Annotated in this window: 18 protein-coding genes; 8 read left to right on the plus strand and 10 right to left on the minus strand. The window is 70.3% G+C overall.

Annotated features, from left to right (window positions below; genetic code table 11):
- The 3 genes from DQW85_RS08800 to DQW85_RS08810 form a co-directional block, all read left to right on the plus strand.
- On the plus strand, nucleotides 1-509 hold a 509-nt coding region (locus tag DQW85_RS08800; RefSeq protein WP_162794848.1), incomplete at its 5' end, for a 5-oxoprolinase subunit B family protein.
- Nucleotides 502-1,383 (plus strand): 5-oxoprolinase subunit C family protein, encoded by an 882-nt coding sequence (locus DQW85_RS08805; protein WP_113699876.1) that lies wholly within the window; start codon nucleotides 502-504, stop codon nucleotides 1,381-1,383. The genes DQW85_RS08800 and DQW85_RS08805, both read left to right, overlap by 8 nt.
- Nucleotides 1,384-1,398: 15 nt before the next feature.
- Entirely contained in the window at nucleotides 1,399-2,190 is a 792-nt protein-coding gene (locus DQW85_RS08810; RefSeq protein ID WP_113699897.1) for a putative hydro-lyase, read from the plus strand.
- Nucleotides 2,191-2,252: 62 nt separating this feature from the next.
- Here DQW85_RS08810 and DQW85_RS08815 read toward each other — a convergent pair whose 3' ends face one another.
- From DQW85_RS08815 to DQW85_RS08830, 4 genes are all read right to left on the minus strand, one after another.
- Nucleotides 2,253-3,665 (minus strand): PhoX family protein, encoded by a 1,413-nt coding sequence (locus DQW85_RS08815; RefSeq protein ID WP_113699877.1) that lies wholly within the window; start codon nucleotides 3,663-3,665, stop codon nucleotides 2,253-2,255.
- A gap of 108 nt (nucleotides 3,666-3,773) precedes the next feature.
- Nucleotides 3,774-4,580 carry an MFS transporter gene (locus DQW85_RS08820; protein WP_205314984.1) on the minus strand — a complete coding sequence of 269 codons (807 nt, stop codon included), beginning with the start codon at nucleotides 4,578-4,580 and terminating at the stop codon, nucleotides 3,774-3,776.
- Nucleotides 4,577-6,598, minus strand: a complete 2,022-nt coding sequence (locus DQW85_RS08825; protein ID WP_113699878.1) for a molybdopterin-dependent oxidoreductase — start codon at nucleotides 6,596-6,598, stop codon at nucleotides 4,577-4,579. The genes DQW85_RS08820 and DQW85_RS08825 overlap by 4 nt, the downstream gene beginning before the upstream one ends.
- A gap of 13 nt (nucleotides 6,599-6,611) precedes the next feature.
- The gene (locus tag DQW85_RS08830; RefSeq protein WP_240197036.1) at nucleotides 6,612-7,313 is read right to left on the minus strand and encodes an SDR family NAD(P)-dependent oxidoreductase; all 702 of its coding nucleotides are present in this window, start codon (nucleotides 7,311-7,313) and stop codon (nucleotides 6,612-6,614) included.
- Nucleotides 7,314-7,384: 71 nt separating this feature from the next.
- On the opposite strand from DQW85_RS08830, the gene DQW85_RS08835 reads away from it, so the two are divergent.
- Nucleotides 7,385-8,032, plus strand: a complete 648-nt coding sequence (locus DQW85_RS08835) for a TetR/AcrR family transcriptional regulator (RefSeq protein WP_113699879.1) — start codon at nucleotides 7,385-7,387, stop codon at nucleotides 8,030-8,032.
- A gap of 36 nt (nucleotides 8,033-8,068) precedes the next feature.
- On the opposite strand, the gene DQW85_RS08840 is transcribed toward DQW85_RS08835, so the two are convergent.
- The gene (locus tag DQW85_RS08840; RefSeq protein ID WP_113699880.1) at nucleotides 8,069-8,512 is read right to left on the minus strand and encodes a MarR family winged helix-turn-helix transcriptional regulator; all 444 of its coding nucleotides are present in this window, start codon (nucleotides 8,510-8,512) and stop codon (nucleotides 8,069-8,071) included.
- 86 nt (nucleotides 8,513-8,598) lie between these two features.
- Here DQW85_RS08840 and DQW85_RS08845 point away from each other — a divergent pair, with 86 nt between their 5' ends.
- From DQW85_RS08845 to DQW85_RS08860, 4 genes are all read left to right on the plus strand, one after another.
- Nucleotides 8,599-9,411, plus strand: coding sequence for an SDR family NAD(P)-dependent oxidoreductase (locus tag DQW85_RS08845; protein ID WP_113699881.1), 813 nt, complete (start codon nucleotides 8,599-8,601; stop codon nucleotides 9,409-9,411).
- A 179-nt stretch (nucleotides 9,412-9,590) separates the two neighbouring features.
- Nucleotides 9,591-10,547, plus strand: a complete 957-nt coding sequence (locus DQW85_RS08850) for an RNA polymerase sigma factor (RefSeq protein ID WP_113699882.1) — start codon at nucleotides 9,591-9,593, stop codon at nucleotides 10,545-10,547.
- 198 nt (nucleotides 10,548-10,745) lie between these two features.
- Nucleotides 10,746-13,118, plus strand: coding sequence for an NPP1 family protein (locus DQW85_RS08855; RefSeq protein WP_113699883.1), 2,373 nt, complete (start codon nucleotides 10,746-10,748; stop codon nucleotides 13,116-13,118).
- A 162-nt stretch (nucleotides 13,119-13,280) separates the two neighbouring features.
- Complete coding sequence (locus tag DQW85_RS08860; protein ID WP_113699884.1) at nucleotides 13,281-14,168, plus strand: arginase family protein; 888 nt, start codon at nucleotides 13,281-13,283, stop codon at nucleotides 14,166-14,168.
- 14 nt (nucleotides 14,169-14,182) lie between these two features.
- On the opposite strand, the gene dmpG is transcribed toward DQW85_RS08860, so the two are convergent.
- The 5 genes from dmpG to DQW85_RS08885 all read right to left on the minus strand — a co-directional run bounded on the left by dmpG (nucleotide 14,183) and on the right by DQW85_RS08885 (nucleotide 18,722).
- Nucleotides 14,183-15,190: a 4-hydroxy-2-oxovalerate aldolase gene (gene dmpG, locus DQW85_RS08865; RefSeq protein ID WP_113699885.1), complete on the minus strand. Its 1,008-nt coding sequence runs from the start codon at nucleotides 15,188-15,190 to the stop codon at nucleotides 14,183-14,185.
- Nucleotides 15,187-16,077: an acetaldehyde dehydrogenase (acetylating) gene (locus tag DQW85_RS08870; protein WP_275888184.1), complete on the minus strand. Its 891-nt coding sequence runs from the start codon at nucleotides 16,075-16,077 to the stop codon at nucleotides 15,187-15,189. Before DQW85_RS08870 ends, dmpG begins: the two co-directional genes overlap by 4 nt.
- A complete protein-coding gene (locus DQW85_RS08875) occupies nucleotides 16,074-16,793 on the minus strand; it encodes a 2-keto-4-pentenoate hydratase (RefSeq protein WP_205314985.1) in 720 nt (239 codons plus the stop codon). The genes DQW85_RS08870 and DQW85_RS08875 overlap by 4 nt, the downstream gene beginning before the upstream one ends.
- 130 nt (nucleotides 16,794-16,923) lie before the next feature.
- Entirely contained in the window at nucleotides 16,924-17,859 is a 936-nt protein-coding gene (locus tag DQW85_RS08880) for a DODA-type extradiol aromatic ring-opening family dioxygenase (RefSeq protein WP_113699888.1), read from the minus strand.
- Nucleotides 17,856-18,722 carry an alpha/beta fold hydrolase gene (locus tag DQW85_RS08885; RefSeq protein ID WP_113699889.1) on the minus strand — a complete coding sequence of 289 codons (867 nt, stop codon included), beginning with the start codon at nucleotides 18,720-18,722 and terminating at the stop codon, nucleotides 17,856-17,858. The genes DQW85_RS08880 and DQW85_RS08885 overlap by 4 nt, the downstream gene beginning before the upstream one ends.
- Nucleotides 18,723-18,734 lie beyond the last annotated feature (12 nt).

Here is an 18,734-nt window from a genome sequence, read left to right on the forward strand (position 1 = left end):
GGCGGGCGCGGGCCGGCGAGGTGGAGATCCCGGTCGTGTACGACGGCGCCGACCTGGCGGACGTGGCGGCCCTGTCCGGGCTCTCCGAGCGGGAGGTGGTCGCCGCGCACACCGGGACGCCGTGGACCGTGGCGTTCTGCGGGTTCGCTCCCGGGTTCGGCTACCTCGTCGGCGGCGACCCCCGGCTGGTCGTGCCCCGCCGGGCGGAGTCACGCGTACGGGTTCCTGCCGGGTCGGTGGCGCTCGCGGCCGAGTTCAGCGCCGTCTACCCGCGCGAGTCGCCCGGGGGCTGGCAGCTCATCGGGCGGACCCGCGTGGCGGTCTGGGACCTCGCCGCCGACCCGCCGGCACTGCTGCGCCCCGGCATCCGCGTCCGGTTCACAGAGGCGTCCCCCCAGCCCGCGGAAACGTCCGCGCGGTCTGCGGAGACGCCCGCGCGGTCTGCGGAAACGCCCGCGCGGTCTGCGGAAACCGCCCGCGGGCTCGCGGAGGCGGCGGTCCATGGGTGAGGCGCGCATGCTGGAGGTGCTGGCCCCCGGCCCCATGACCACGGTCCAGGACCTCGGCCGGCCGGGCCACGGCCACCTCGGCGTGGGGCCCTCGGGCGCGGCCGACCGGGGCTCGCTCCGGCTGGCCAACCGGCTGCTGGCCAACCCCGAGGGCGCCGCCGCCCTGGAGGTCACGTTCGGCGGGCTGAGGGTGACCGCGCGCGGCGACCTGCTCATCGCCCTCTCCGGCGCCCCCTGCCCGGCCACGGTCACCGGAGCGGACGGCAGGAAGCGGCAGCTCGGCCACAACGCCGTCGAGCGGTTCCCCGACGGCGCCACGCTCAGGCTCGGCGCGCCAGGGCGGGGCCTGCGCACCTACCTGGCCGTGCGGGGCGGCCTCGACCTGCCGCCGGTGCTCGGTTCCCTGGCCACCGACACGCTGGCCGGACTCGGCCCGCCGCGCCCGGCGCCGGGTTCGCTGCTGCCGGTCGGGCCGCCTCCCGAACGGTTCCCGGCCGTGGACCACGCGCCTGTCGCCGACCCGGCCTGCGGCGACCTCCTCCTGCACCTGCTCGCCGGACCGCGCGACGACTGGTTCGTACCTGAGGCGCTGGAGAGCCTGTGCGCGGAGCCGTACCAGGTGACCGCCGAGAGCAACCGCGTGGGCATGCGGCTGCGCGGCCCGGTCCTGGAGCGGGCGCGGGAAGGGGAACTGCCCAGCGAGGGTATGGTCCCCGGTGCCCTGCAGGTGCCGCCTTCGGGGCAGCCCACGCTCTTCCTGGCCGACCACCCGCTGACCGGCGGCTACCCGGTGATCGCGGTGGTCTGCGCCCGCGACGTCGACCGGGCCGCCCAGGCCCGCCCCGGACAACGGATCCGTTTCCGGATGATCTGAGAGAGAGGGATGGAGATGCAACTGCCTTCGGACCCGGCTCGGCTCACCCCCAGGCAGGCCCGCGCGCTCTTCCGCGAAGGGCTGAGGACGCCCACGTCAGGCTGGTCCGCCGGCTGGACGCAGGCCAACCTCATCGCCCTGCCGAAGGACCGCGCGTACGACTTCCTGCTGTTCGCGCAGCGCAACCCGCGGGCGTGCCCGGTGCTGGACGTCACCGAGCCCGGTGACGTCTCCGCCTCGATCTTCGACGGCGACCTGCGCACCGACCTGTGCGCCTACCGCGTGTACGAGCACGGCGAGCAGGTCGGGGAGTTGACGGACGTCGCCTCCCGCTGGCGCGACGACCTGGTCTGCTTCCTCGTCGGCTGCAGCTTCACCTTCGAGGCCGCGCTCCTGGAGGAGGGCGTGCCGGTGCGCCACATCGAGGCCGGGACCAACGTGCCCATGTACCGCACGGACCTGTCCTGCCGCCCCGCCGGGGAGCTGTCCGGGCCGATGGTGGTGTCGATGCGCCCGATCCCCGCCGAGCTCGTACCGGCCGCGGTCCGCGTCACCTCCCGCTATCCCGCCGTGCACGGCGCCCCCGTACACGTGGGCGATCCGGCGCGGCTCGGCATCGCCGACCTGGACAAGCCCGACTTCGGCGACCCCGTCGAGGTGCGGCCCGGCGAGCTGCCCGTCTTCTGGGCCTGCGGGGTGACGACCCAGGCGGCGGTCATGCGGTCACGCCCGCCGTTCGCCATCGGCCACGCCCCCGGCTTCATGGCCATCACCGACGTCCGCGACAGCGCGTACCTGGTGCCCTGACCGCACCAGGCACGCGCGGTCCGTCAGACGGAGCCATCAGAGGGAGCCGTCAGAGGGAGCCGTCAGAGGGAGCCGTTCTCCCACGGCCCCGTGATGGCGAAGGTGATGCCGGGCGACTGGATGTTGGCGAACAGCCAGCCGCCGTCCTTGGTGTCGAAGACCGACCCGCACCACTCGGAGCCCCGGTAGTCGCCGGGCGCCACGCTCTTGCCGCGCACGCCGCCGGCGGGAATGACGACCGCGTTCTCCGCGAACGGGAAGATCTCTCCGTCGGTGGTGAGCCCGTGCAGGTACTCCACGCCCGAGCCGTCCTCGCACAGCACGATGCCGCCGCGCGGGCTGACGCAGATGTTGTCGGGGTTGTTCAGCACGCTCGCGTTCGGCGAGGCGAACAGCACCCGCATGCTGCGGCCGGCGATGTCGTACTCGAACACCTGGCCCTGCCCGGTGGGGCCGCCGCTGGTGCTGACTATGTAGATCTTGCCCTCATGGTGCCAGGCGCCCTCCAGGCGGCGGAACGAGGCGCCGCCCTTGGCGATGCCCTGCTGGACGACACTGGTCTGATTCGGACCGGGGTCGGGGTCGTCGATGGCGACCCACCCGATCTCGGGGTAGGTGACGCCGGTGCCGTCCTCGTAGGTGGTGTACGCCGAGGAGCCGATCTTCATCATCTCCAGCACGCCGCCCCGCGCCAGGTCGCCCCTGACCTTGGGGCGGAAGCGGTAGAACCCGCTGGGGGTGGCGTCCTCGGTCTCGTACACCCAGCCGGTCTCCGGGTCCACGGCCACGGCCTCGTGCGAGAAGCGCCCCATCTCCTTGTACGGCCTGGCCTCGCTGACCCCGTCGTGCGGCACCTCGAAGACGTAGCCGTGCCGGTACTCGCCGTTGATCAGCGTGGTCTCCTCGCACGACAGCCAGCTGCCCCACGGCGTCGGCCCGCCCGCGCAGTTGCGGACGGTGCCGCCGAGGCTGGCCCAGCTGCTCAGGAACTTGCCCCTGCGGGTGTCGAAGATCAGCGACGTGGTCCCGCCGCCGGCGGCCGGGTCGTACGCCGGGTCGACGAACGCGCCCTTGAGGTCGCCCACCTCGTGGTTGCGCACGAGCACGGTCCAGTGGCCCTTGCCCGCACCGCCGGCGCCGCCCGCCTCGGTGCGCTCCTTGAGCGCGTGGCCGGGCCTGAACGCCGCCATGCCGTCGTGCGCGGGAGGGGTGCGGCGCCCGTCGGTCATCCGGTCGCCGGTCCAGCCGTGGGTCAGATACTCGAACCCGCGGGGCAGCTTGAGCAGCTCCAGCCCCGTGGTGTGGTCCTTCACCGGGTGGAGCGGCCCGTAGTCGGGGCTGAAGGCGCGCTTCACCATCGTGGACGCGTCCGCGGTGCGCGCGGACAGTGCCGCCAGCGGTCCGCTCGCCACGACCCCGAAGGTCGCGGCGGTCAGCCCGGTGCGCAGGAATCCTCGCCGGTCGATGTCGGTCATCTGTCAGGCTCCTCGCTCATGACGAGGGGCGCCTCTCGTTCGGACGCCCCCGCCAGCCACCCTCATCCCACCCGATGGCGACCCGAGGAAGCCGGAATGACGCGCGCATTACGTCCTCCGAAACGCGCACCTGGCTTTGGGGCGCGGAAGGCGACCCTGGCGGGACGCCGGTACCAGCTGGCAGAGCATCGTCGCCGCCGTGGCCATCAGCGCGAGGGTGAGGACGCCGGCGACGAAGCCGCTCTCCTTCGGGGAGCCGGTCGCCTGCGGATCGGCTGTGACGATGGCGGTGACCAGCGCGGTGCCCACGGCGCCGCCGATGGTGCGGATGTTGGCGTTCATGCCACTCACGGTGCCGGTCTGGGTGGCTGGTACAGCCTGCACGACGAGGCTGGTCAGCGTCGCGTAGGCCATGCCGAGCCCGATGCCGCCGCCGAGCCCCAGCACGCCGGAGAGGACGCCGATGGCCGTGGGGACACGGTTCGGTGGGAACTCGTCGCGGACGATACCGAAGGACAGCGGGAACACAGCGCCACCGCAGCCCTGCAGGACGCGGCCGACGAGCAGCACGGTGACGTTCGGGGCCAGGGCGGCGACGAGGCAGCCGAGGGCGAGTGTGCTGAGCGCGATGCGAAGCGCGCGGTCCTTGGCGACCAGATCCCCGATCTTGCCCAGGACGGGTGTGGCGACGGCCGCGGCGAGCAGATAGGCGATGAGGACCCAGGACACGGTTTCGTGGGTGGTGCCGAGCTGCTGTTGGATTGCGGACAGAACAGGGCTGACGAGAGTTTGCAGCATCGCGAACGCCGCCGCGCTCGTCGCGAGCAGCGCCAGCGTCCGCCGATCACGAGCTTTCTCGTTCGGGGGCATCATCGAGTCCTTGGTCAGGTCAGTCGAGGGAGGCGCCCCCGTCAAGGCCGGCTCCCTGTACCCGGTCCGGCGGCGATCCGGGGCAGCAGGTTCTCGGGGCGGACCGGGAGCTCCCTGATGCGAATCCCCGTAGCGTTATGGATCGCGTTGGTGATGGCCGCGGCGATGCCGACGATGCCGATCTCGCCCACCCCTCTGCCGGCGATGGGGCCGAGGTTCGTATCCTCCCCTGTCAGGAAGACGGCGTCGACGTGACGAACGTCGGCGTGGGCCGGCACGTGGTAGCCGGCCAGGTCCTGGGTGACGAACCCGCCGAACCGGGTGTCCGGCTCACCGGCTTCCATCAGCGCCATCCCCATCCCCATGACCATCGCGCCGACCACCTGTGATTTCGCCGTGACCGGGTTGATGATCCGGCCGGTCGCGAACACCCCGAGCATGCGGTCGACCTGGACTTCCCCGGTGTCCCGGTCGACCCGCACGGCCGCGAAGTGGGCACCGTAGGCGTGCCGGGAAACGGCCGGGGGCGCCATGTCCTCGCTGGTGTCAGCGCTGGCTTCGAGTCCCTCGTCGGGGACCGCGCCGGTCGCCGGGAGCCTTTTTCGCAGCTCGCGGCACGCGGACTCGATGGCCGCGCCCCAGGACGCGGTTCCCATCGAGCCACCCGCGAACGGCGCCGGACCCAGCGAGGCCCGGCCCATTTCCAGCCGTACGTCAGACCAGCCGAACCGCTCCGCGCCGATCCGCAGGCACGACACCAGGTTGCGGCTGGAGAAGGGCAGCCCCGACTCCGGATCGGTCTGGGGCTCGTTGAGCACTCTCAGTTCGATCGGGTCCATCCCGACCCGTGCGGCCAGCTCGTCCATGGCGGACTCCAGCGCGAACATGCCCGGAGCTTCCCCGGGTGCCCGGACCCACGCCGGCGTGGCGACGTCGAGCGGCAGGACGTGAGTGGTGGTGCGACAGTGCTCGGCGGCGTACATGAGGCGTGTGGCGCTGACTGTCTGGTCGGCGTATGTGGTCAGTCGCGACGTCTGCCCGGTAGTTTCGTGGATCACTGACGAGATGAGTCCGTCCGCGCTCGCACCGATCCTTATTCGCTGGTGCGAAGGGCCCCGGTAGGTCGTCAGGCTGGTGGACTGTTGCCGGTTGAGGGCGATCTTGACCGGACGGCCGACCAGCCGTGCGGCGAGCACCGCCAGCATGATCGGTGGCCTGGGAGCGGCCTTGGACCCGAATCCACCCCCCACGTGCTCGGCCACGACTTCGACATCCGAAGGCGCCAGGCCAAGAAGACCGGCCAATGTCACGGCCGCCCACGGCGGCCCCTGATCCGAGGCGTGCACCGTCAACCGGTCACCGTCCCACGTCGCCATGGCGGCATGCGGCTCCATGGGCATCGCGAAGTGCGCCGCCGTTGAGTAGGTCGCGTCGAACCGGACCGGCGCATCCGCGAAGACGACGTCAGCGTCGCCGCGTTCCACGTGCCCGGGGCTGAGGTCATTGGTGATGTCTGGAACGAATGCCTCGTCATCTCCCACGGTCAGGTCGAGCCGCGCCTCCTGCGCCTCCGTGACTACGACCACCGCCGCGGCTCCTTCCCGAGCGGCCTCCAGAGTCTCGGCGATCACCGCCGCAACGAGTTGGCCCCGGAAGACCAGGTCCTTCGACTGCAGCAGCAGAAGGTCGGCCAGCGCGCCCGCGTGCGCCATCGAGATCTCGGCGTCGGCACGCAGCCGGAAGACGTTCTCGTGGGTCAGCACGCCGAGCACAAACTCCCGTCGCCGCGGGCAGTTCGACGGCGGTGACGAGGTCGCCTGGCCCGAGGGTGGTGTCCCGGTCGGGCTGGTCTCCGGGGAGCCGGTACAGCTTCTCAGGATCCGCTGACCGTCCACCAGGACCGTACAGGCGCCGCACTGCCCGTGGTCGCACCCCTTCTTCGTGCCGGTGAGGCGCAGCGTCTCCCGGAGCAGGTCGAGCAGAGTGGTGCGGTGGTCGATCTGCCGCTCGTGCACCGTCCCGTTGACGGTGATGCGGACCGTGCTTCTCGTATCGGTGTTCATGCTGAACCCCTGCTCATTCCTTCTGCTCAGCCGGCGGCGCCGGCGAGATCGTGCTGGAGCGCGGGACCGAGCGTGAGCCCACCGTCGAGCACGAACTCCGAGCCGGTGGCGAACGCCGCGTCGGCAGAGGTGATGAAGAGCAGGAGATTGTGATCTCCTCGGGTTCGGCGAGCCGTGGGATGGCGAAGGCGTCGGGCGAGTAGGAGTCGATGATGGCTGGCTGGCCCGCCACCGTGGGCTCGTTGATCAGCGGCGTCGAGACGACGCCGGGGTGGATCGAGTTGACCCGGATGTTGTCGCGGCCCAGTTCCAGAGCGGCACTCTTGGTGAGACCGCGCACCGCCCACTTGCTGGCCACGTAAGGGGCATAGAAGGGGGTTCCGCCGTGGGCCATGGTGGAGGCGATGTTGACGATCACGCCGCCACCGCCCCGTCGCATGGACGGCGCGACGGCGCTGATGCCCAGGAACCGCCCGGTGATGTTGACGCCGAACACGCGCTCCCACGTGCGGCGCTGCGTGTGCTCGATCGGGGCGGCGGGGTTCTGGATCCCAGCGTTGTTGACGAGGATCGAGATGGGACCGAAGAGGGTTTCGGCCGCGGTCACCGCGATGACGACGTTGGCGCCTTGGCGATGGTAGGCCTGGGCGTGGCTGGAGCCCATCCCGCCGGTACCGCCGGTGATGAGCACGGTCTGGCCGTCGAAGCGTCCCATGACGCGTCCTTTCCCGAAAAGCTATGCGAGTTGAGTGACTCACCTCGCATGTGTTCGGGCATAATGGGGTCGTGACCACTGAGCCCTCGACCTATCACCGCCGCTTGGCCGAACAGAAGCGGACGGCCATCATCGAGGCCGCGACCAGGCTCTTCATGGACTCGGGATACGACGGGACGTCACTAGCGAAGATCGCCGAGGAGGCCGACGTCTCCAAGGCGACGTTGTTCAAGCAGTTCCCCACCAAGGCGGCGCTGTTCGACGCGATCGTGACCGAATACTGGAAGGTCGAGGACGAGCGTGACGTCACTCCGGACTCGGGCGATCTGCGGGCGGGGCTGACGACGATCGGCAACAGGTACGTCGCGCTTCTCACCCGCCCCGGGATGGTGGCCCTGTTCCGCATCGTCATCGCCGAGGCGCCGCGCTTCCCCGAACTTGGCCAGACCCAGTTCAAGCTCGGCAAGGAGCCGTTCTTCGACGCGGTCCGCCGATACCTGCAAGCCGAGCGCGAGGCCGGAACCGTCCGGCTGGACGATCCGGAAACGGCGGCCACCCAGTTCCTCGGCATGATCGCGAACTATGTCTTCTGGCCACGGATGCTGGTCATGACCTGGTCTCCCAGCGCAGCCGCGATGGCACGCTCCGTGGACGAGGCGGTTCTCACCATGGAGGCCAGGTACGGCGTGCCCGGCAGCGTGGGCGACGGCAGAGCGTGATCGGGAGTTCGCCACCCAGCAGTGGAGGACCGAGCGTCAACGGGGGGAGGCGGCCTGGATCTTTGCCAGGAGTGCGGACAGTTGTCGTTGCTCATCGGGGCTGAGAGTGAAGATCGGTGAGGTCGCCTCGAGGTGATCGACCAGTTCCGTCCAGAGGTCGATGCCCCGCTGGGTCAGCGCCAGGACCCGGATCCTCCCGTCGGTAGGGTGCGGCTCCCGCTCGACCAGGCCGGCCTGCTCCAGCTTGCTGCTCAACAGGGTGACGTTGGAGGGATCGCAGCGCAGCCGCCTGGCGAGTTCGCGCATGGAAACCGGTGCCTGCTGCGGATTCAGCGCCCACAGCACACCGGCCAGGGATTCGGCCAGGCCGGATCCGGCCAGTGCGGCGGCGATCTGCGCCTGGGCGGTGCCGGTGACCTGTACAAGCTGGCTGAGCAGGTCGGCGGAGGACACCTGCTGCGGTGGCGGCGTACGTCCCATGCGACGAGTCTACACGGCTTCCTTGACAATTTCATTGAGCTGCTCAAGCATATCGTTGAGTAGCTCAAGTACCCTAGGGAGACGACATGCAGGACTCACCTCCGCTCGCGGGCCGGGCGGCGCTGGTCACCGGCGCTTCCAGCGGCATCGGCGCCGCTTTCGCCACCGAACTGGCCACGCGCGGCGCCAACCTCGTCCTCGTCGCGCGTTCGGCCGGGAAGCTGGACCAACTGGCCACCTCGCTGCGGTCGAGACACGCCGTCGAGGTGGCCACGCTGCATCTCGACCTCGCCGCGCCGGACGCCTCGCGGCGGTTCTTCGAGCACGTCAACGACCTCGGATCGGCCATCGACTTCCTGGTCAACAACGCCGGCGTCGGCTATCGAGGACGGGTCGCAGCCTCAGATCCGGAACAGATGGCGGCGCTGGTCGACCTCAACGTCAAATCCGTCATGGACGCCACGATCAGGTTCCTGCCCGGCATGATCTCCCGCGGGCACGGGACGATCATCAACGTCGCGAGCGCCGGAGCCTTCCAGCCCACCCCCTATATGGCTGCTTACGCCGCGAGTAAGGCATTCATCCTGTCGTTCACCCAGGCGGTCGGCACCGAGACGGCGGGCACCGGCGTGCGGATGCTGGCCCTGTGCCCAGGGCCGACCGACACGCCCATGACGGCCGGCAAGAAGATCCCCACCGTCGCCGGCATGCGATCCGCCGAGCAGGTCGTCGCCACCGCGTTCAAGGCGCTTGGAACGCGGAAGACCTCCGTCGTCGACGGAAGGCGCAACGCCCTCTTCGCCCGCATGGTCTCCAAGCGATTCCCCGACTCGATCATCCTGAACCTGGCCCGTCGTCTGGAACCAGCGGACCACACCCCTCATCACCCTGTCGCGTGAGGCGCGCACCCTGCCCGCTCCCCGCAGCGGCTGAACCCCCTGGTCCGGAGGCACGGTCATCACGTGGAGGTCGATCCGGGATGCGACTCCCGCGCCAGCGGCAGGTGTGACGGTCGTTGTCCGCGCGGATTTCCGGCCTTCCGTCTATCACCGAGATCGCCGTCACTAACCTTGGTCGCATGGTTCACGCGGTGCCGGCCGAGGCTGACCTGGTCCGTGAGGCGCAATCGGGGGATGTCCGCGCTCTCGGGGTGCTGCTGACCCGATACCAGGCGGACATGCGCGCGGTCGCGCTGAGCATCCTTGGGTACGGGCCCGACGCCGAGGACGCCGTCCAGGAAGCGGCCCTGGTCGCGTTGCGCCGCATCGGGGACGTCCGCGACGCGCAGGCGGTGGGGGCGTGGCTGCGGGCGGTCGTGCGCAACGTCTGCCGGATGCAGCTGCGCGCCAGAACGCCGGTGCCGGTCGGCGACATCGAGTCGCTCGCGCCGCCGCGCGGTGAGCCCGACCCGGAGGAACTGCTGGATCGGTACGCCACGCGCGACTGGATCTGGCGCGCCCTGCAGGAGCTGTCGCCGAACCTGCGACTGGTGACGATGCTGCGCTACTTCACCGGGGTGACCGCCTACGACCAGATCGCGGAGTTGTGCGCGGTGCCGATCGGCACGGTGCGCAGCCGGCTCAGCCAGGCGCGCGCCAAGATCTCCGACGCGTTGCTGGCGACCGCGAGCCTGGCGCACGACGATGTGGCGGCACTGACGGAGGCACGCCGCCGCGACGCCGAGGAGACGCTGCGGGCCGCCCGCCACGGCTCGTTCGGCGAGGCCTTGGCGGCGCAATGGTCACCGGCAGTGGAGACGACGTGGGCAGAGGGCAAGCACACGCATGGCTTCGACTCCCTCATAGAGGTGATGGACGGCGTCCTCAACGAAGGTGTGCGCCACCACCTGACCAACGTCGTAGCCGGCCACGAGGTGATCATCTGGGAGACCGACCTGATCAAGCCGGCCGACGATCCTCTCCATTGCCCGCCGGCAGTCCTGTGGGTGCAGTTCCTGGAGGCGGGCGGGCTGGTACGGCGGTTGCGGGTGTTCCATCCCCGGCGTGATGCCACCCCCTCACGGCCGTCGAGCTGACCGTCACGGGGGCCCAGCGCGCGCTGGGCTCCGACGGTGCATGCCGAATTCGCCGATGAATCGAACTCCTGGCCTGACGGACGCATCTTGCGGATGCGAAGTCCCAGAACGCGTCTCGGCCACATGATCTTGGGGCCGACGGACGACCGCTCCGAGCGTTCAAAGGCGCGTGATCCTGCGATGACAAGGAGATTCCGAATGTTCAAGCGCGTGGCCAAAGCTGCGAGCTTATTCCTGAGTGCCGTCTTACTGGCCGCAGGTACCGCCACAGTCACCACCGGCCCTGCGTGGGCGGACCCGCCCCCCGCCCTGCCGGCCGGCTTCACCGAGGCCGACGGCAAGTGGCAGCCGGCCCTCGACTACGACGAGGACGGTTGCTACCCGACACCCGCCATCGGCCCCGACGGGACGTTGAACCCGGGGATGACCCCGACCAGCGGGTTCTCCGCAGGGTGCCGGGACGAGTCGGATCTGGACAGCACCAACGCGTATTCGCGGTCACGGTGCAACCAGAACGGGTGGTGCGCTTACATGTACGACCTGTACTTCGAGAAGGATGTGATGAATGCACCTTCGATCGACGACAACCAACTACCCCTGCCCGAGACCAAGGGCCATCGGCACGACTGGGAACACATCGTGGTGTGGGTGAACGAGGGCCTGAACCCGGGCAGGGCGTCGTATGTATCGGTGTCGGCACACGGCGGCTACTCGACGTACCCGTTCGAGGACGTCGCATTCGAGGGCACACACCCCAAGATCGTCTACCACAAGGACGGCATCCTCACGCACGCGTTCCGCCTGGCGAGCGCGAGCGAGGAGCCTGAGAACCACAAGGGCACATGGCAGTATCCGGGCCTGGTGGGCTGGAACCACTATCCCTCCGGCATCCGTGACAAGCTGACGGAGGCCGACTGGGGTTCCGCCTCAATAGGGATCAAGGACCAGAACGACAGCTTCAAGAAGAACCTCGCCAGCGCCAAGCCCGAGGGCATCGACTTCAATCCCGACGAGGATCACGTTCCGCCGGGGGGCGACCCGGGCCACCCTGACCTTCCGGATGTGAGGATGATGCCGTTGGGTGACTCGATCACCCACGGCATCGGCAGTTCCAGCCAAGCCGGTTACCGCCTCCCCCTGCAGACCATACTGAAGGTAACGCTGGCGGGGAGTTCGCTCGACATGGTCGGTACCCAGCGCGATGGGCCACAACAAGCGGACCGAGACCACGAGGGCTATCCCGGCAAGCGAATCGACCAGATCGTGAACGCCGCAGCCTGCGCCGTCCCCATGTACCGGCCCAACGTCGTGACCCTACACATCGGCACCAACGACATGAATCAGGGTTACCACCTGTCCACCGCGCCGGAACGGCTGGGCGCCCTGATCGATCAGATCCTCGACGACGCCCCCGAGACCACCGTGCTCGTCGCCACCCTCGTGCCTTCGACGAAGGCTGGTCTCCAGTCGCGCATCGACGCCTACAACAAGAGAATTCCGAAGATCGTCCAGCAGCGCCGCGACCAGGGCAAGCACGTGCGGCTGGTCAATATGAACGCGGTGACCACCAGCGATCTCGCCCAGCCGGCGCATCCCAACGACAACGGCTACCTGAAGATGGCCATGGCCTTTATCAGGGGCGTCATAGAGTCCTACAACGACGGGTGGCTCAAGGACCCGGTCGACGGTTCGGGCAAGGGATGCGCGGTAGAGGAGCCCGCTGACGAAAGCGCGGCCGGCCCCGGCTGGCGGGCCCTGGGTGTGATCGCCCCCGGCATGGACCGACCTCAAGGCCGGACCGACATCGTCGAACTGGACGGCGACAACCGCGGCGACTATGTGCGGATCGCTGCCGACGGCTCGGTGCGAGCGGCGCTGAACACCGTGGGGCAGCCTGGCAAACCGAACTGGGAGGACCAGGAGATCATCTCGCCCGGTCGCGGCCACGGCCCCGAAGCGGTGCGCTTCGCCGACGTCAACGGCGACGGCCGTGACGACTACCTGCTGGTCGGCGAGGCCGGATCGGTTCGAGCCTGGCAGAACAACGGTCCCGGAGCCGCCGACGGCCCCTACCACTGGACCGACCTGCGCGTCATCGCCCCCGGCGTCAAGGGTGCCACCCGGGAAGCACTCCGCTTCGCCGATGTCAACGGTGACGGCCGCGACGACTACCTGCGCACCGGCGAGGACGGCTCCGTCCACGCCTACTTCAACTTCGCCCACCCCAAGGATCGCTACAAGGTGCAGTGGGAGGAGCATCTGAACTGGGCGCCCGGGGTCTCCTACGGCAGCCGGGACAAGCTGCGCCTGGCCGACGTCGACGGCGACCGCAAGGCCGACTACCTCATGATCGGCAACAGCGGGGCGGTGCACGCCTACATCAACGACGGCGGAGGCGGAGGCGGCGGCTTCACCCCCTACCTCTACTTCGTCAACGAGACCGGATACCCCGGCAACAAGTCGACCTTCCGCGACATCAGCGGCGACGGCAAGGCCGACTACGTCGTGATCTACGACGGCGGGTCGGTACGCGCCTGGCTCAACAGAGGAGGCAACATAGGCGGATCATGATGCACGACCGCACCAGCCCTGATTCGCAAGAGCCGCTCGCCAAGCGCCCCTACGACCTCCCGACGCGTGGTGCCGTCACCGACGGCCGGGGAACGCGCAGCTCAGAACGGGAAGTTCGGCCCACCGTCACGGACTGAGCGCCCGCCTGGGTAGAGAGGAGAGATGGCGAGAATCGATGTCCTGGGCGCCGGGTTCAACTCCGCGGGCCGCGGCGACGGCGTGGCGCGAGCCCCGGCGGCGCTCCGCCACGCCGGCCTGATCCCCGCGGCATCGGCGTCCGGCAGCCACGAGATCAGAGACCTCGGCGACGTCACGTTCAGCACCCCCGTACCCCTGCGGGGCGACCGGTCCGGCCTCCTGGCCGAGGAGGCCCTGACCTCCATGATCAACAATGTCCACCGGAAGGTGGCGGCGAGCCTGACGGACGACGCCTTCGTACTGCTCCTCGGCGGCGACTGCGCGGTGCTGCTCGGCGCGCTCACCGCCTGCCAGGAGGTTCACGGCGCCACAGGCCTGCTCTTCATGGACGGCCACGAGGACGCCTGGCCACCCGCGGCCTCCCTGACGGGCGAGGCCGCGGACTGCGAGCTCGGCCTGGCCCTGGGCGTGACCGAGGCCGGCATCCTCACCGATGAGATCCAGGCGCTGCGCCCGGAGACCACCGCCCTGCTGGGCCCACGCGACAGCGCGGAACTCGTCGAACACGGGATCGCCTCCCTGCGGGGATCGCTCTGGTTCGCCACCGACCAGGACCTCACCGGCCGGATCGCGCGGTCGGTGGCCGACGCCATCGCCACCATCGAGAGATCGGCACCACGCTGGTGGCTGCACGTGGACCTCGACGTACTGGCCACCGACCAACTGAGCGCGGTGGACTACCCCCAACCAGGCGGCCTGACCTGGGAGCAGCTCACCGAACTCACCTCCTCCGCCCTCCGCCGGCCGGCGTGCGCGGGTTGGACGCTCACCATCTACAACCCGGACCTCGACGAGCAAGGACACGGAGCCGCCCGCACAGTCCGCTATGTGGAAGAGGCACTCCGCCCATGAGCCCGCATCACCCGCTACGCACCGGCAAGGGACTCCTCCAGAGCGATGTCCACGAGCATGTCCTCCTGCCCGCCCACCAGGCCGCGCCGGCCGGCTTCGAGGAGCAGGGAGCGCACGTCGATGCCGTACCTCGCGGCGGCGGTCTCCGCGTGCCGGAGGAAGCTGGAGTAGACCCCCGCGTAGCCGAGCGTGAGGGTCTCGCGGTCGACCCGCACCGGGCGGTCCTGGAGCGGGCGGACCAGGTCGTCGGCGGCGTCCTGCAGGGCGAACAGGTCGCAGCCGTGCTCCCAGCCCTCGAGCGTGGCGACGGCGACGAACGCCTCGATCGGGCAGTTGCCCGCTCCGGCGCCGTGGCCGGCGAGCGAGGCGTCGACGCGGGTGGCGCCCTCCTCCACCGCGGCCAGCGAGTTGGCGACCGACAACGAGAGGTTCTCGTGCGCGTGGATGCCGATCTCGGTGCGGGGATCGAGGGCGTCGCGGTAGGCGCGGACCCGCTCGCGAACCCCGCCCATGGTGAGGCCGCCGCCGGAGTCGGTCACGTAGACGCAGTGCGCGCCGTACGACTCCATCAGCGCCGCCTGCCGGGCCAGCTCGGCGGCCGGAGCCCGGTGGCTCATCATCAGGAAGCCCGAGACGTCCATGCCGAGGTCGCGCGCGGTGGCGATGTGCTGGGCCGCGATGTCGGCCTCCGTGCAGTGCGTGGCGATCCGCACTGAGCGAACGCCGAGTTCGTACGCGTGTCTCAGCTCCGCGACCGTGCCGATGCCCGGCAGCAGCAGCGTCGTCAGCCGGGCTCTGGAGACGCTCGCCGCGACGGCTTCGATCCACTCCGCGTCGGTGTGGCTGCCGAACCCGTAGGCGATGCTCGCCCCGGCGAGGCCGTCGCCGTGCGCGACCTCGATCGCGTCGACACCGGCCGCGTCGAGGGCCGCGGCAATCTCCGCGGCCTTGCCGGGCTCCAAACGGTGGAGCGTGGCGTGCATCCCATCCCGCAACGTGACGTCCTGGATGAAGAGGGTCATGTCAGCTCCGCGATCCGCTCGCCGACCCGCAGGGCCGCCGAGGTCATGATGTCGAGGTTGCCGGCGTACGCCGGGAGGTAGTGCGCCGCGCCCTCGACCTCGAGGAACACGCTCACCTGATGCGTCGCCCGGCGGTCGTCGACCGCCGTGATCTGCACCGGCCGCTTGAGCCGGTAGCCGGGCACGTAGGCCGCCACGTCGGCGACCATGCGCTCGACGGCCGCGACGATCCCGCCGTGAACGTCCGGGTCCGGGGCGTCCACCAGACAGAAGACGGTGTCACGCATGATCAGCGGAGGCTCGGCGGGGTTGAGGATGATCACCGCCTTGCCGCGGCCGGCGCCGCCGACCGACTCGATCGCGGCCGCGGTGGTCCGGGTGAACTCGTCGATGTTGGCGCGGGTGCCCGGCCCGGCCGAGCGCGAGGCGATCGACGCGACGATCTCCGCGTACGGCACCGCGGCCACGCTCGCCACCGCGGCCACCACGGGGATCGTCGCCTGGCCGCCGCAGGTGACCATGTTCAGGTTCGGCGCGTCCACGTGATCGTCCAGGTTGACCGCCGGGACGACGAACGGGCCGATCGCGGCCGGGGTGAGGTCCACCAGTCGCTTGCCGTACGGGGCCAGCGCGCGGGCGTTCACCTCGTGGGCCGAGGCGGAGGTGGCGTCGAAGACGAGCCGGATGTCCGCGAAGCCGGGCATGGCGATGAGACCGTCGACGCCGCCGGCGGTCGTGGGCACGCCGAGCCGGTCGGCCCGCGCGAGGCCGTCGGATGCCGGGTCGATGCCGACCATCGCGCCCATCTCCAGGCTCTTGCCGTGCCTGAGCACTTTGATCATGAGATCGGTGCCGATGTTGCCCGAGCCGATCACCGCCACTTTCACGAAGAACCTCCCGCAAATGCCGCGCTGACCTCACCGAGGCCGCTGATCTCCGCCGTGAAGCCGTCGCCGGGAGCGACGGGGACCATGGGGCCCAGCGCGCCGGACAGCACGATGTCGCCGGCCCGGAGCGGCCGCCCGTGGTCGCGCGCGGTGGCGGCCAGCCAGGCGACCGCGGCGAGGGGATCGCCGAGGCACGCGGCTCCCGATCCCGTCGAGACCACCTCCCCGCCTCGGCGCAGCGTCATGGAGACGCCTGCCAGGTCGAGATCGCCGAGCTCCCTGGGGTGGTCACCGAGCACGAACAGGCCGGAGGAGGCGTTGTCGGCGATGGTGTCGACGATGTCGATGTCCCAGCCGGCGATCCTGCTGTCGACGATCTCCAGCGCGGCGACGATCGAGGCGGTCGCGGCCGCGACCTCGGCCGGGCCCGTCACGCCGCCGTCGAGGTCGCTCGCGAGCACGAACGCGATCTCGGCTTCGATCTTCGGCTGCAGCGTGCGGGTGGCGTCGATCGGCGCGTCCGCCGTACAGATCATGTCGTCGAGCAGCACCCCGAAGTCGGGCTGATCGACACCCAGCTGTGCCCGCACGGCCGGGTTGGTGAGCCCGATCTTGCGGCCGACGACCCTGCGACCGGCCTCGATCCGGTCGGCGACCCACGCGGACTGGACGGCGTAGGCCGCGTCGACGTCGCCGCGCGGCAGCAGATCCCGCACCGGAGGGCAGGGCCGCCGGTCGGCGCGAGCGGCGGTGAGCCGGAGCAGCGCCTTCTCGATCGACGCTCTCTCAGGCGCTCTCTCAGGCGCTCTCTCAGGCGCTCTCTCAGGCGCTCTCTCAGAGGCTCTCTCAATCGACATGGAACGTCGTCCCGATGCCCATGCCGGTGATCCACTCCGGTACCGGCTCGTAGCTCGTCCACACGAACGGCCGCGCCACCGCGGCTAGCCCGATCAGCCAGGTCCTGATCTCGTGCCCGCCCCGGCCGGCGTGCTCCTCGATGTCCTCGTCACTCAGCGCGCTGACCGGCGTCAGGTCGGGGGCGCCGAGACGCTCCAGGAACCAGCGGTCCCAGTCGGCGTTGACGCGGGCGTTGGGATCGCCCCCCATGGCGCGGACCAGCGGCTCACGCGCGGCGGCGAAGGCGCGGGTGTCCGCGCGCCCGTGGATCACCGCCTCCCGCCGCGCCCCGTCCACGGAGGGGTCGCGAGGGTCGTTGGACGGCAGCCAGTGCGACAGCCCGCCGCTGGCGACGATGAGGACCCGCCCCGCGAACGCGGAGGCCCTGATCACGGAGCCGAGCGCGGCGCCGAGCTGCACGCAGCGCGACAGGCCGGGCAGCGGCGGGGCGGCGGTGTTGACCACCATGGGGACGAGCGGGATCTCGGCGCCGCCCGAAACCATCTCGTAGCTCTGCACGACGCCGTGGTCGACCGTGAGCGAGTAGGACAGCGACAGGTCGAACCCGGCGTCCGCCAGCATGTCCCTGATCGACCAGGCGAGCTGCGTCGCGACCGGCAGCGGGCCGGATCTGCTGCCGAAGTCGCCGAAGCCGACGGCCTCCTCCACACCGAGCACGAAGGGCGGCATGACGTCGTAGAAGTTCGCGTGGAAGTGATCGGGCCCGATGACGACCACGGCGTCCGGCGCCAGGCGGGCCACGGCCTCGGCCACCCGCGCGGCGTCGGCGAGGAACCTGCCGCCGGGCCACGTCGGCTCCCGGGGCGGGAGCAGGGTGGCGAACGGGGAGTGGGACATGCCGACGAGGCCGACGATCTCGCTCATGCGGGGTCCTTGCCGAGGACGAGGAAGTCGCGGTGGGCGCGCAGGTACTCCTCGGGCTTCTCCCACTGCGGCCAGTGGCCGGCGTCCGCGATCACGTGCAGGCGGGCGTCGGGCAGCCACTCCAGGAGCATCGCGGCCTCGTCGAGCCCGCCCGTGGGATCGTGTTCGGTCCACAGCAGCAGGGTCGGCGCGGCGATGCGGCCCACCCAGGACGGACCCCACGCGAAGTCCTTGCGCACCTCCGGGTCCTGCAGCACGAGCGTGTTGGTGATCGCCCGCAGGAATCCGGGGCGGCTGTAGACCGCGCGCCGCAGGTTCACCAGCTCGCCGGTCACCATCTCCTTGTGATGGAAGAGGAACTCCACCCGGCGGCGCACTGTCTCCTCGCTGGGGTCGCGGACCGCGGCCATGGTGCTGTCGCGCAGCCGGGTCATCACCTCCGGCTTGTTGGCGATGTTGCCGGGGGTGTTCAGCACCAGGCGGGCCACCCGATCCGGATGGCGGGCAGCCGCCCAGGCCGCCACCCAGCCGCCCAGCGACTCGCCCGACAGGTGCGCGGCCTCGATGCCCAGGGCGTCCATCAGGCCGATCAGGTGGTCGGACAGCACGTCGATCGTGTACGGCCTGTCCGGCAGATCGGACCAGCCGTGGCCGACCATGTCGTAGGCGGTGACGCGGAAGTCGGCGGCCAGGCCCGCGATGTCACGGGCATAGGCCTCCAGGTGCCCGCCGGTGCCGTGCAGCAGGATGAGGTCCGGGCCTGATCCGGCCCGCAGGACCCTGGTGCGCACACCGTCGACGTCCACGTGCGACAGTTCGTGGCCGACGTCGGCCAGCTCGCCCCAGATGCTGATGTGGTTCATGCTCTGTCCTTC

This window comes from Nonomuraea lactucae (genome assembly GCF_003313395.1).
Taxonomy (GTDB): domain Bacteria; phylum Actinomycetota; class Actinomycetes; order Streptosporangiales; family Streptosporangiaceae; genus Nonomuraea; species Nonomuraea lactucae.

Excerpts from the sequence above, each read along its gene's own strand:
- DQW85_RS08805 (WP_113699876.1), top strand. The coding sequence starts at position 502 with ATGGGTGAGGCGCGCATGCTGGAGGTGCTGGCCCCCGGCCCCATGACC.
- DQW85_RS08810 (WP_113699897.1), top strand. The coding sequence starts at position 1,399 with ATGCAACTGCCTTCGGACCCGGCTCGGCTCACCCCCAGGCAGGCCCGC.
- DQW85_RS08815 (WP_113699877.1), bottom strand. The coding sequence starts at position 3,665 with ATGACCGACATCGACCGGCGAGGATTCCTGCGCACCGGGCTGACCGCC.
- DQW85_RS08825 (WP_113699878.1), bottom strand. The coding sequence starts at position 6,598 with ATGAACACCGATACGAGAAGCACGGTCCGCATCACCGTCAACGGGACG.
- DQW85_RS08830 (WP_240197036.1), bottom strand. The coding sequence starts at position 7,313 with ATGGGACGCTTCGACGGCCAGACCGTGCTCATCACCGGCGGTACCGGC.
- DQW85_RS08840 (WP_113699880.1), bottom strand. The coding sequence starts at position 8,512 with ATGGGACGTACGCCGCCACCGCAGCAGGTGTCCTCCGCCGACCTGCTC.
- DQW85_RS08845 (WP_113699881.1), top strand. The coding sequence starts at position 8,599 with ATGCAGGACTCACCTCCGCTCGCGGGCCGGGCGGCGCTGGTCACCGGC.
- DQW85_RS08850 (WP_113699882.1), top strand. The coding sequence starts at position 9,591 with ATGGTTCACGCGGTGCCGGCCGAGGCTGACCTGGTCCGTGAGGCGCAA.
- DQW85_RS08855 (WP_113699883.1), top strand. The coding sequence starts at position 10,746 with ATGTTCAAGCGCGTGGCCAAAGCTGCGAGCTTATTCCTGAGTGCCGTC.
- DQW85_RS08860 (WP_113699884.1), top strand. The coding sequence starts at position 13,281 with ATGGCGAGAATCGATGTCCTGGGCGCCGGGTTCAACTCCGCGGGCCGC.
- dmpG (WP_113699885.1), bottom strand. The coding sequence starts at position 15,190 with ATGACCCTCTTCATCCAGGACGTCACGTTGCGGGATGGGATGCACGCC.
- DQW85_RS08880 (WP_113699888.1), bottom strand. The coding sequence starts at position 17,859 with ATGAGCGAGATCGTCGGCCTCGTCGGCATGTCCCACTCCCCGTTCGCC.
- DQW85_RS08885 (WP_113699889.1), bottom strand. The coding sequence starts at position 18,722 with ATGAACCACATCAGCATCTGGGGCGAGCTGGCCGACGTCGGCCACGAA.